Raw genomic sequence first — 12,400 nt, forward strand, 5'->3', positions numbered from 1 at the left:
CCGCGTCGCGCGGCAGGCGTCGCGCCCGGCGCGGCACGTCTCCGGCGGGCTATTCGCGGGGCTGCGGCCCGGCATGGGCGACCCATTCGATGCCCGAAATCGACCCGTTCGCATCGTGCGACGCGACGAGAATGCGCGTCGTGCGCCGCGCGCCGCGCCGGCGCTCGCTCGCGAACGCGGTCGGCGGCACGGAGCGCACCTTCACGCTGGCCGAGCGCCGCATCATCTTCGATACGCGTAACCGATAGGCGAATGGATGCACGACGCGTCCCGCGATCAGCCACATGACGATCGTGCCGGCGATCAGCGCGATGCTCGTCACGTAGAACACGATCTGTTCGATCGGCATCTCGGCCTCGTTGAACGGCAACAGGTAGCGATACGTGTAGATGCAGATCGATGCCCATACGCCCCCGACCAGCGCGGGCCGCACGAGGCGGAACCACGCGACGAGCACGGGCCCGACGATGCTGCCGCGTTCGGCGATCATGTCGCGCGGTGCGCGCAGGGAAAGGTCAATAATCGGCGCGTTCTTCATGTTGAATGCCTCGGTCGGGACTGACCCAAACGGCGCGCTTGCCGCGGCCCCGCAGTACGACGGCGGGCAGGGCGACGACAGTGGTGATCATGCTGATCAGCCAGAACGCGACGGGGTACCAGATGGTGTCAAGGAAGTACATCAGGAGTTTTTCGTCGTAACGACGATCGATCATGCTGCCGATGATCAGCTGCAGGATGCAGGTCGCGACCAGCAGCATCCCGTGCCAGTGCGGCACCACGGACACATGCCAGTTCGGCGGAAGCGGGTAGACGACGTCGATCAGCGCGAGCAGCAGGATGAACGACATCGAGTACGCCCATGCGATGCCGATCAGGTACTCGACGAACAGCGGCCACATCATCATTTGCGTCGGCCGCATCAGCGTGCCCGCGTACTTGAGCAGCACCTGGATGCCGCCCTTCGACCAGCGCAGCCGCTGCCGGTAGAGCCCCTTGATCGTCTCGGGCATCAGGATCCAGCTGAGCGCGTGCGGCTCGTACACGACGCGCCAGTCGCGGCACTGCAGCTTCCAGCTGATGTCGATGTCCTCGGTCAGCATGTCCGAGCTCCAGTAGCCGACGTCGGCGAGCGCGGTCTTGCGGAACATCGTGATCACGCCCGACACCGTGAAGATGCGGCCGTACACCTGCTGCGTGCGCTTGATCAGCCCGACGATCGACGAGAACTCGCCGACCTGCATGCGGCCGAGCAGCGACGTGCGCGTGCGGATGCGCGGGTTGCCGGTCACCGCGCCGACGCCCGGGTCGGTCAGGAAGTGCTCGAGCATCCAGCCGATCGCGTCGTGCGCGAGCAGCGCGTCGCCGTCGATGCACAGCAGGTACTCCGCGTTCGACACGGCCGCCGCGGTCGTGAGCCCGACCGCCTTGCCTTCGTTGCGCGCGTGATGGATCACGAGCAGCCGCGGAATCTCGACGGCCAGCTCGTTGAGGATCTCGCCGGTGCGATCCTTGCTGCCGTCGTTGACCGCGATGATGTCGTAGTTCGGATACTGCATCCCGTTCAGATGCGCGATCACGCTGCGCGCGTTCGCGGCTTCGTTGAAGCAGGGCACGACGATCGAGACCTTCGGGATGCCGCTCGACGCGATCGTGCGCGTCGACAGCTCGCGGCCCTCCTCGAGCAGGAAGTAGTGCACGACGCCGCCGATCATCCACAGATACGACATGAAGAACGGATAGTAGAAGACGAAATCCTGCAGGCGCTGGATGAGGCTATGGGAGGTCATGGCGTCTTGGTTCCCTGCGCGTGCTGCATCTGCATCAGCGCGTTGATCGAGGTCGGGTCGAGGCGCGACTTCAGCGACATCACGTCGCGCATCGCGTCGAGCTCCGGCTGGCCGTTCAGGAAGTTGTCGGGGTAGTAGCCGAAATTCACGGCGCCCTCGCTGCGCAGCCGCCGCATCTGAGCAAGCAGCGTGCTGGCGGGCACGGCCTTCTGCGCGTGCCAGTCGTACGACTGCAGTTCGAACACGGTGCGCTGCAGCCCGCGCTGCTTCGTGCGCACCGCCTTCACGAGTTCGTCCAGCCAGCCTTCCGGGTCCTTCGCCTGCTCCATGTACGGCATCGCCATCAGCGCGACGTAGTCGTAGGCGGCGAGGAAATCGTCGTAGTTCTGCGCATACCATGCTTCCGATTCGGGCTTGAGCACCGGCATCGCGAAGATGTTGCGCGCGGTCAGCACGTCGCCGACGTTCTGGTGAGCCAGCACGATCTGCTCGAGCTGCCGGGTCATGTCGATCAGGTGGCGCGTCTTCTGGCGCGTCCAGCGCTTCATCAGGTCGGGGTTCTCGCGAATCTTGCCGACGTCGGCCGGCAGCCCCCATTGGGAATAGGTGCGCAGCGCATGCCGGCCCGCGTCCTCGTAATCGTCGAGCGCCGCGTCGTCGCCGAACAGGATGCCGCTGAACGACGCATGCTTGCTGAGATCCTCGTAGATCTGCTGGATCATCAGTCGCGCATCGGGATCGAACGGGCTCAGCCGGAACACGCGCGTGCCGTTCTCGCGGGCCGGCGCGCCGCCGAATGCCGTGACGGCCTCGAGGCTGCGCTGCTTGTCGGCAGGCGGCCGGAACGCGAGCACCGGCATCCATGCATACACCTGCACGTTGGCGCGCGTATTGAGTTGCCACGCGGCACGCGAGAACAGGTCGGAACGCATCGGCAGGTGCCGGTTCGGGAAATACACCGCTTCGGCCACGCCGGTGCCCTTCGGGTCCGCGTACGCCTGCAGGTACACCGATTTCGGCTGCATCCGGTAGATGCGCTCGATCAGCTTGCCGAGATTCGCTTCCTGTCGCGCTGGATCGGGATCGTAGACCTGGTCGAGGTCGACCTGCACGGTGCGCTCGGGCACGTCGACGTCGCCGCGGTTCGACGCCGGTTCGCGCATCGAGCGCTCGAACCCGCCGATGTCGACGTCGTACATCATCAGGATCCGTCTCAGCCGGTCGAGCGGCACGTCCGGCGTATTCGGGCCGGCGTCGAGGCTGAACTGGATGTCCATGCCGAGCGACGTCGAGATCTGGCGCACGGGCTGGTTTTCCGCGCCGTACGGCCACACCATCGAGCGTGCGACGATGCCGGTGCGTTCGCGGATCTGCCGCACGCACGTCTGCAGGTCGTCGTGCACGCGCGCGTGGAACTCGGCGTCGGTCTCATAGCGCTTCTGGTCTTGCAGATAGAGGTGCGACGTGGTCGCCGGCAACTCGTTGCCTTGCGGATTGGCGATCGCGCCGTGATGGAGATTGTGCGTGTGGCAGCCGAGCTCGACGAATTCCGACTGCCCGAGCTTCTTCACCTCGTCCCACGACAGGAAGTAGTCGCGCGGCACCTGAACCTTGTCGCTGATGCGGATCGGCGTATCCGGCGGCGTGTCGATCCATGCGGTGACGAGGCCCATCACGGCCGGATACTTGAAGCGCTCGAGCAGCGGCAGCACTTTCGTATAGTGGCTGCGGAAGCCGTCGTCGAACGTGAGCAGCACCGAGCGCGGCGGCAGCGGCTTGCCGCCGTGCCGCGACGCCTCGATCTGCTTGACCGTGATCGTGTGGTAGTTGTTGGTCTGCAGCCACGAGAAGATCGCGGTCAGCGTGCCGGTGTCGACCGCGAACGGATCGATGATGGCCGTCGGCGACGAAAACGACGCCATCAGGTTGTCGCGCACGTCGTGCATGCAGATCACGCGGAACGTCTTGCCGTCGGCCGGATCGGACGGCGGCAGCAGGTCGATCATCTTGGCGCCGGTCACGCCCGGAAACAGCGAACAGGCGGCAAACGTGCCGAGGCATCCGCACATGAAGGTCCGTCTGGATTGCAGCATTGCCCGATCTCCTTGCTAGAACGGCAGGTTGAGCGACAGGAAGCCGGTTTCGGAGCGCTCGCGCTGGCCGTCGTATGCGTGACTGCTGACCTCGACGCCGTAGCTCAGCGTGATGTCGTGCTTGAACGTCCACGCGTGCTCGAGGCGCGCGCTCCACAGCGGGCTGGTGCCGAAGCCGCGCTCGTTGTACACGCCGCCCGACACCGACACGCGCTGTTGCAGCCCCACGTCCCCCTTCTTGAACAGCGTCAGCTGATGCATCACGGTCGCGGCGGCCGCGTAGTCGCGACCGGGGCTGAAGTAGGGCGCGTCCCGGCGCGTGTTGCTGTCGGTACCGAGGTTCAGCGAGACGTTGACGAGCTGGTTCGCAGCCGTGTACACGCGCTGCGTGGCGGTCGCCGCGATCTCCTGGTGGAAGTTCGAATCGCTGTAGCGGCTCACGCCGTAGCTCAGCCTGACCTGGCGTCGGTCGTTCTGGCGATACACGACCTCGACGTTCGCGGAGCGGCCCCAGATGTGCGCGGCATACGCCTTCCACGGCAGCGAGTTGTCGTTGGTGTCGAGCCCGGCGCTGACCGTCCAGTAGTCGTTCAGCGCGTACGCGATCGTCCCGCGGCCGCCGGTTCGACCGTCCCCGCCCATCGAGCGCGTGACTTCGCCCAGCACCGTGAGCGGCCCATGCCGGTAGTCGCCGCCGATGCCCGTGCGCGTGCGGCTGAGGTTGCCGTCGTCGGTCTGCGCGAAACCGTAGAACGTGTGCGAAAACACGCGCCAGTTGTCGCCGAACGGTTGCGAATACACATAGCTGTCCGACGTGAAGCTGTTGTTGGCCAGTGCGCTGTTGCCGTGCTCGAAGCTCAGGTCGGTCGTGAACACCGGGCTGCGGTACGCTTTGTAGTCGCGCTTGAAGCCGCGCACGGCGCCGCTGTCCGGGAACGTGTTGCCGAGCGTCTGGTCGACGGTCTTCGCGGTCGCGTAGTCGTCCGCCACGAGCGACGCGCGGCCGAGGCCCGCGAGCATCTCGACGCTGTCCGGGTGATCGGTCAGCGACGCGCGATACATCGAGATCGCCTGGCGCGGATGCGACTGGCCCGATACGGCGTCGGCGTGCGCGGCGCGGATCTCCGCGTTGAACGGCACCTGCTTCTCGAGTTCTTCGAGCGCGGCGATCCCCTGGTCGACGTGTCCGGTGAAGATCAGGTACTGCGCGCGCAGCCGGTAGTAGCGCAGATAGTCGCTTTCTCCGGGACCGACGTTGGTCACCTGCTTGACCGGCGGCAGCGACTTCTCCATGTCGTCGAGCACCTGCTTCGCTTCGGGCGCACGCGCCTGGTCGACGTACGACCAGAACAGCCCTTCGCGCAGCTCGATCGGCTGCGTGCGTGCGCCGTACTGGAAGCCGCGGGTCGCGCGATCCGTCGGCGACGCGGTCGCCTGCTGCAGCGCACGCGCGTAGACGGCGTTCGCCTTGGCCGGCTCGCTCAGGTACAGGTAGGCGTCGCCGACGGCCGCCAGCGCGTCGATAGAGATCTCCGCATTCGACGGAATCGTCTCGAACGTCGCGACGGCCGGCTTCATGTCGCCGCGTGCCGCAAGGGCGACGACCCGATCGCCCGCGAGCGCCGTGCGGACCGGCGTGTACTCGGGTGTGGCCGGCATCCGCTTGTCGAGGTCGTCGGCCGCGCGCAGCGCGTTGTCGAGCCCGTCGAAGCGGTCCGAACTCGTCATCGAACGTGACTTGTCGCGTCCGCCGCGCACCTGCTGGCGAATCGACAGTTCTTCGAGTTGCGCGATGTCGACGGCGGAGAACGCATCGGGGCGGGCCTTCGCTTCGTCGAGCGCCTTGACCGCGCCGCCGCTCGCCGCGAGGCCGAACACGTCGTTGCGGACCGTCGCGACGTCGGCGGTGCGCAGATTCGGCGCCTGCGCATTCGGCGCCTGGACGTCGGGCCCTTGCGATCGCTGGATTGGCTCGCCGGGAAGTTGCGCGCCGGGTGACTGTGAATTCGGTTGCGGGGACGACGGCGGCTCGGCGCCGGATGGCTGGGTCATGGGCGTGGGCGAATTCGGCATCGGCGTGCCGGACGCCTGCGCGGTGAGCGTCGGCGTAGTCGGTGGCGTGGGCGGTGTGGGCGGTGCGGCGGTCGCGGTTTGGGCGGGCGGCTGCGGTGCATCCGACGTCTGCGCGCGTGGCGCCGACGTATCCGGCGGCGCGGTGTCGACGAATGCCTGCGCAAGCAGCATCGGCGCATTCGACGATGGCCCGCTCGGCTGCGGCGCGTCGGGGTCCACCACGACCGTGGTCGGCATCGCCGGGTTCGATCCCTGCGCGATCTGCATCGACGTATCCGACGCCTGCGCGATCGGCGTCGGCGCTTGAGGGGGCTGTGTACCGGAACCCTGGGCGACCTGCGGCTGCGCGTCGCCTTCGCCGGCAAGGCACGGGCCGGACGCGACGAGCAGGCACAGCAGCGGCGCATGCAGGAGGATCCGCCGGGTCGGCGGAACGACGGTGGTGCATTGTTGTTGACGATTGTTAGCCACGGTGTCTCCTCACTTTGAAACGATCACATCGGTTGCACGCCCGACGGCGCGCGTCGCCGGCCGTCATGCCGCCGGGCGGCAAGGCCCGGCGACATCCGGCCCGCTCACAAGCGGTTGCGGATCGCTTGTCCAAGCAGCGCGCGCGATTCGCTGTTCTTCGGATCGATGGCGAGTGCACGGCTCGCGTTTTGCTCCACACAGCTCCATTCGTCGATCTGTGCGCACCAGCGCGCCTTGGCCAGCGCGCGGGCGCCTTCCAGCTCTTCGTGTGTGACGCTGGTCGCTTCCATGTGCGACGTGCCGGCGAGATACGATTGCGGTTGCTGTTTCGGCACGGGGTCGGGGTGTTTTCTCGTGCGCGCCAGCGCCTGTGAACGGGATGTCCGGTGCGCGTCGCCGGCGCGCGCCGTGCGCCTGGCGGCCGACGCGGCGTGCGGCTCGGCCGCGAGCTTCGTCGCCGGCACATGCGCGGGGCGCATGGGTTTCACGTCGGAACGGGCCGTCGTTTGCGGCGGTACGGGCGGTTCGGCTGCGGCCGACATGGCCGGCGTCGCCGAGGCAGACGGCGGAATCGGCCCGGCCTGCGCGACCGTCGCCGTCGAGCCCGCGGGCGCCGCGGTGCCGGACGCGCCGCCCGTTGCCGCCACGATGAACTCGCGGTACTTGCCGGCGGCGTTTTCGATCACGCCGGCGATATCGTGCGTCACGCTCGCATGGCCGATCCTTGCGTCTCGCTCGACATACGCGAAGGCACCGAAGATCGCGGCAAATGCGGCGACGCTGAGCGCCGCATTCTTTCCCGGACCCCACGAGGGTTTCGGCTCACGGGCGGGCGAGTCGTCCGGTCGTTCTGCACGAGGCATTCAAGGCTCCTTGATTCGATACGTTCGACGAATGACGCGATCGGCGCGACGCTCACCATCGCAACTGCGTCGTGAGCGTGCCCGTCTCGACGATCGCGAACTGGGTTGCTCCCTGATAGGTTCCTTCGACCCGGTAGCTCGCATCCGGCACGCTGAACAGGCAGCGCGATCCCGATGCATTGAATTCGACGAGCACGCGCCCATGCCGGCGCAGGCGCACTTGCACGTTGGAGAGCGGCTGTCCGGTGCTCTCCGACAGGAAAGACACGCCCAGGTTGTACGGGCGTCCGTCAGGCGGAAGCGGCGCGGTACCGTCGATCCGCGCGTCACCGCAGATATACGAAATCACGTACCGGTTCGCCCCCGGCCCGGACGCCGGCGACGAAGCCGCCGGTGTTTGGGCCATGACGTTCATGCAGAGCGTGGAAAGCACGGCGCTCAGGAAAGGGCGAGCATGTTGTCGAAGCGAGGGTGACATTGCAATCTCCCGTCCAGACGCGATGACGCGCATCGACGCCGAGTCGAATTTGCCAACGTTCTTTTTGCGACACGCTATTGATACACGATGGTTTTTGAACCAACAACTGCGTGTGGCCCGAATGGGACGAAGGGAAAGATCCTATCTAAACAGGATAAGGACGGATTGGTGAGGATTTCTTAATTCTGAATAAAGTCGAGAATTCCGAACATGGAAATTGCTCGTCGGTAGCGATGATCGAGCACGCTTTGAATCACGTCGGAGGTATCGACTTTCGTGCCGAAAAATAACGACTGATAAAAGAAACTATTGCACCTGTATTCAAGGCGAATCGATGAAGGTCCGAGTACAGGTCGCGGATTGTGAAATGAGGGTGCGACGTTTTTGATCATCCCGGCAGTTACAGGTAAATGGAAACTTGTGTAACAAGGTATTTCTGTCTGGAAAATCTCGCTGAATATTCTTACTTAATACCGAAAACAGTAAAAAATACGATGTGAATTCGCAAACGTTTGCGCTTTTCCGCAGATCGATTACAGGTCTGCAAGGGATTTTATGGCGTCGGACGGGATTATCGATTGCTATTGAAACCACGCGCATTCGCGCCGTGGATGCTCACGGCGCGAATGCGCGATCAGCGGCTGCCGCCCGCGCTTCGCCGCGCGCTGCGCATCGCCGGCGCGGCCGCCTCTTCGGTGCCGATCGCGCCGTCGAGCGCCGTGCGCGGCCGGTTCATGATGTAGGCCCACAGCTGTTCGGCCGCGAGCCCGCGCTTGCGCGCCGATCGATACAGGCGGATTTCGAGTTCGGTGATCCAGTCGCCGGCGCCCGCGCACACGAGCGTGCCGTCCACGAGCTCCTTCGCGACACAGCTTTCCGGGAGCCAGCCGATGCCGTGCCCGGCCACGACCATGCCTTTCAGCGCCTCGGACATGTGCGTCTCGAAACACCGGTGCAGCACGTACGGCTCGGTCGCGTTCAGCAGCAGCATCTCGACGATGTTGCCGAGAAACGCGCCCGACGAATACGCGAGCAGCGGCAGCGGCGCGTCGGGCGTGCCGGGCAGCTGGAACACCGGCTTGCCGCGCGCATCGGGCGACGACACCGGCAGGATCCGCTCGACGCCGAGGCTGACGAACGGGAAGTGGTTCGGATCGAGCACGATCGGCAACTGCGGGTGGTGATAGCCGAGCAGCAGGTCGCATTCGCCTTCGACCAGTTGCTGCACGCCCTCCGGCACGTTCACCGCATTGACGCGGGCCGTGACGTGGCCGACCTCGCTATTGAGCTGCTTGAGCCATTCGGGAAACAGCGTGAACACGAGCGTGTGCGCGACGGCGAAGCGCACGACCTGGTCGCTCGCCGCGAACTGGTCGTAGCCGTTCACGAGATTGCGCGCCGCATACATGCTGCGCAGGATGTCCGCGGCGAGCCCACGGAACATCTGGCCGGCCGGCGTCAGCGCGACCGGGTTGATGCTCCGGTCGACCAGCTTCGCGTCCATCCAGGTTTCAAGCGCGGCGATTCGTCTGCTGAATGCCGACTGCGTCAGGTGCCGGTGACGCGCGGCCCGGGAAAAGCTCTTGGTATCCGCCAGGCTCAGGAAATCTTCCAGCCACTTTGCTTCCATTTCGATCTTCGCTTTTTATAGTCGGGCGCCTGAAAGGCGGCGCCGTCTGCTGCACCAACGTTCTAGCGTACCGCGCATCGCGCCGGTCGGGCCGATGTTTTTTTTCGATCGGTGTCAGTCGAAATATGCATGGGCGTTGTCGGCGGGATTACGGCTGCATAGCGTTGAGGGGCCGGACCGGTTAACCGGACAGTTCACCGCGTTGGACTGTCCCGGCCGCCCGGACGGCACTTCCCCAGGGCCGGCAGCGCCGTGTGCGTGCCGGCCCGCCCCGTTCACGGTCGTTCCGGGGGCCCGGCTCGCCGTTTTTGGTGCAGTGCAGATTGCACATTCGTGACACGCGGGGGAACTATGTTCGTCGGACGCGGCGCAGCATCGGCCGTGTGCGCTCGCGGCGCACCGCCAGCGCCCGTCGCGCCCGACGTTGCACCGTTATGGTGCGCAATGCCGCGCAGGCGTGCCTGCACGGCGCAAAACAGGGGGATATCGAAGGGATCGAGCAAGGCACGTTCCTTGCAAAGCAATCAGTACGCCGGTCCGGCATGCGCAATGCCGGGGAAAACGATCGATGGAGAGAAGATCGATGAAGCCATTCGATGAAATGCTGCAATCCGGCGACATGGTGAGGGCGCCTTACGCGCGCCTGAAACAATGGCTCGACACGCAGGATCCTGCGAGCCTCGCCCAGAAGGCCCACGACGCGGAAGGCGTGTTCCGCAAGACAGGCATCACGTTCGCCGTCTACGGCGACGCGGAAGCCGCCGAGCGGCTGATTCCGTTCGATATCGTCCCGCGCATCATCTCGGGTTCGGAATGGAGCCGGCTGTCGCTCGGCATCGAGCAGCGCGTGATGGCGCTGAACGCGTTCCTCGACGACATCTACCACCGCCAGGAAATCGTGCGCGCGGGCATCGTGCCGAAGCACCTGATCGCGCACAACGAGGCGTTCATCCCGGAGATGATCGACTTCCGGCCGCCCGGCAACGTTTACACGCACATCATCGGCGTCGACATCGTGCGCACCGGCGAGAACGCGTTCTACGTGCTGGAAGACAACGCGCGCACGCCGTCCGGCGTGTCGTACATGCTGGAAAATCGCGAAACGATGATGCAGCTTTTCCCCGAGCTGTTCCAGCAGGTGAAGGTGCGCCCGGTCGAAACCTATCCGCAGATGTTGCGCCAGTCGCTCGCGGCCGTGTGCCCGCCGGGCGGCAACGCCGACAACCCGACCATCGCGGTGCTCACGCCCGGCATCCACAATTCCGCGTACTACGAGCATTCGTTCCTCGCCGACCAGATGGGCGTGCACCTCGTCGAGGGCAGCGACCTGCAGGTGATCGACGGCCGCGTCGCGATGCGCACGACCGAAGGTTTCCAGCCGATCGACGTGCTGTACCGCCGCGTCGACGACGCGTTCCTCGATCCGCTCACGTTCCGCCCCGACTCGGTGCTCGGCGTGGCCGGCATCATGGACGTGTACCGCGCGGGCAACATCACGATCGCGAATGCGCCCGGCACCGGCATCGCCGACGACAAGGCGATCTACTCGTACATGCCGGAAATCGTCGAGTTCTACACGGGCCGCAAGGCGCTGCTGGAGAACGTGCCGACCTGGCGCTGCGGCGAGGCCGACAGCCTGAAGTACGTGCTCGCGCATCTCGACGAACTGGTCGTGAAGGAGGTGCACGGCTCGGGCGGCTACGGGATGCTGGTCGGGCCGTGCGCGTCGAAGGCCGAACTCGAGGCATTTTCCGCGAAGCTGCGCGCGCGTCCCGCGAACTACATCGCGCAACCGACGCTCGCACTGTCCACGACGCCGATCCTGACCGACGCCGGCCTCGCGCCGCGCCACGTCGACCTGCGACCGTTTGTGCTGGTGTCGGACCGGATCCGCATCACGCCCGGCGGGCTCACGCGCGTCGCGCTGCAGGAAGGATCGCTGGTCGTCAACTCGAGCCAGGGCGGCGGCACCAAGGACACCTGGGTGCTGGCCGACTGAGCCGGGCACGACCGCGCGCGCCGGAGTCGGCGCGCGAACCGAACGAAGACGGAGTGGACACGAGATGCTTCTGGGACGTACTGCAAGCGGTCTCTACTGGATGTACCGCTATATCGAGCGCGCGGAGAATATTGCGCGCATCGTCGATGCCGGGCTGCGGATGGCGCTCACGCGCACGGCCGACGCGCCGGCCGAATGGTCGTCGGTGCTCGTCAGCTCGGGCGCGGACGACGGCTATCGGGAGAAATACGACGCGTATGCGGCCGATACCGTGACCGACTACCTGCTGCGCGACCGCGACAACCCGTCGAGCGTGCTGTCGTGCATCGAGGCCGCGCGCTCGAATGCGCGGATGGTACGCACGGCGCTCACGCGCGAGGCGTGGGAAAGCGTGAACGGCGCGTGGCTCGCGCTGCGCCGCGCGTTCGCGCAGCCGGTGCCGGAAAGCGAGCTGCCGGCCGTGCTCGACCAGGTGAAACGCGAAACCGCACTGATTCTCGGCAGCTTCTACAGCACGATGCTGCGCAACGAGATCTTCGATTTCGCGCAGATCGGCGCATTCATCGAACGCGCGGACAACACCGCGCGGATCATCGACGTGAAATACCACCTGCTGCTGCCGTCGGTATCGCACGTCGGCACGATCCTCGACAACTACCAATGGGAGACGATCCTGCGCTGCGTGGCCGCGCATCGCTCGTACCGCTGGGTGTACGACGTGCAGTACAAGCCGCTGAACATTGCCGACTACCTGATCCTGAACGGCCGCATGCCGCGTTCGCTGCGCTATTGCTACGGGCGCGTCGTATCGAGCCTGAACCTGCTCGCGAAGGATTACGGCGTGACACACCCATGTCACGACACGGCCACGAAGATCCTGCAAATGCTGTCCGATACGTCGGTCGAGCGAATCTTCAAGAGCGGCCTGCACGAGTTCCTGACCGACTTCATCGGCCGTAACAACAGCCTCGGGCTCGAAATCGCCCAGGCTTACAACTTCGACTGA

General features: G+C 65.6%; 9 protein-coding genes. 2 read left to right on the forward strand and 7 right to left on the reverse strand.

All coding sequences use genetic code 11. The features are described from left to right. Positions 1-49 precede the first annotated feature (49 nt). The 7 genes from GJG85_RS17220 to GJG85_RS17250 all read right to left on the reverse strand — a co-directional run bounded on the left by GJG85_RS17220 (position 50) and on the right by GJG85_RS17250 (position 9,395). The gene (locus GJG85_RS17220; RefSeq protein WP_050018021.1) at positions 50-538 is read right to left on the reverse strand and encodes a hypothetical protein; all 489 of its coding nucleotides are present in this window, start codon (positions 536-538) and stop codon (positions 50-52) included. Further along, positions 516-1,787 (reverse strand): poly-beta-1,6-N-acetyl-D-glucosamine synthase, encoded by a 1,272-nt coding sequence (gene pgaC, locus GJG85_RS17225; protein ID WP_050018022.1) that lies wholly within the window; start codon positions 1,785-1,787, stop codon positions 516-518. The genes GJG85_RS17220 and pgaC overlap by 23 nt, the downstream gene beginning before the upstream one ends. Beyond that, positions 1,784-3,877, reverse strand: coding sequence for a poly-beta-1,6-N-acetyl-D-glucosamine N-deacetylase PgaB (gene pgaB / locus GJG85_RS17230; RefSeq protein WP_050018033.1), 2,094 nt, complete (start codon positions 3,875-3,877; stop codon positions 1,784-1,786). Before pgaB ends, pgaC begins: the two co-directional genes overlap by 4 nt. Positions 3,878-3,895: 18 nt before the next feature. Further along, positions 3,896-6,424, reverse strand: a complete 2,529-nt coding sequence (gene pgaA, locus GJG85_RS17235; RefSeq protein WP_050018023.1) for a poly-beta-1,6 N-acetyl-D-glucosamine export porin PgaA — start codon at positions 6,422-6,424, stop codon at positions 3,896-3,898. Between the two features lie 104 nt (positions 6,425-6,528). After that, positions 6,529-7,287 (reverse strand): hypothetical protein, encoded by a 759-nt coding sequence (locus tag GJG85_RS17240; RefSeq protein ID WP_050018024.1) that lies wholly within the window; start codon positions 7,285-7,287, stop codon positions 6,529-6,531. A gap of 52 nt (positions 7,288-7,339) precedes the next feature. After that, complete coding sequence (locus tag GJG85_RS17245) at positions 7,340-7,765, reverse strand: hypothetical protein (RefSeq protein WP_050018025.1); 426 nt, start codon at positions 7,763-7,765, stop codon at positions 7,340-7,342. A gap of 634 nt (positions 7,766-8,399) precedes the next feature. Then, on the reverse strand, positions 8,400-9,395 hold the full coding sequence (locus GJG85_RS17250; protein ID WP_050018026.1) for a LysR substrate-binding domain-containing protein: 996 nt from the start codon (positions 9,393-9,395) through the stop codon (positions 8,400-8,402). Between the two features lie 583 nt (positions 9,396-9,978). Here GJG85_RS17250 and GJG85_RS17255 point away from each other — a divergent pair. Further along, positions 9,979-11,394, forward strand: coding sequence for a circularly permuted type 2 ATP-grasp protein (locus GJG85_RS17255; RefSeq protein ID WP_050018027.1), 1,416 nt, complete (start codon positions 9,979-9,981; stop codon positions 11,392-11,394). Between the two features lie 64 nt (positions 11,395-11,458). Continuing rightward, a complete protein-coding gene (locus tag GJG85_RS17260) occupies positions 11,459-12,400 on the forward strand; it encodes an alpha-E domain-containing protein (protein ID WP_050018028.1) in 942 nt (313 codons plus the stop codon).

The organism is Burkholderia sp. MS389, from assembly GCF_016899425.1.
GTDB classification, from domain to species: domain Bacteria; phylum Pseudomonadota; class Gammaproteobacteria; order Burkholderiales; family Burkholderiaceae; genus Burkholderia; species Burkholderia sola.

Coding starts and splice junctions, on each gene's coding strand:
- GJG85_RS17245 (WP_050018025.1), bottom strand. CDS start 7,765: ATGTCACCCTCGCTTCGACAACATGCTCGCCCTTTCCTGAGCGCCGTG.
- GJG85_RS17250 (WP_050018026.1), bottom strand. CDS start 9,395: ATGGAAGCAAAGTGGCTGGAAGATTTCCTGAGCCTGGCGGATACCAAG.
- pgaC (WP_050018022.1), bottom strand. CDS start 1,787: ATGACCTCCCATAGCCTCATCCAGCGCCTGCAGGATTTCGTCTTCTAC.
- GJG85_RS17255 (WP_050018027.1), top strand. CDS start 9,979: ATGAAGCCATTCGATGAAATGCTGCAATCCGGCGACATGGTGAGGGCG.
- GJG85_RS17260 (WP_050018028.1), top strand. CDS start 11,459: ATGCTTCTGGGACGTACTGCAAGCGGTCTCTACTGGATGTACCGCTAT.
- GJG85_RS17220 (WP_050018021.1), bottom strand. CDS start 538: ATGAAGAACGCGCCGATTATTGACCTTTCCCTGCGCGCACCGCGCGAC.
- GJG85_RS17240 (WP_050018024.1), bottom strand. CDS start 7,287: ATGCCTCGTGCAGAACGACCGGACGACTCGCCCGCCCGTGAGCCGAAA.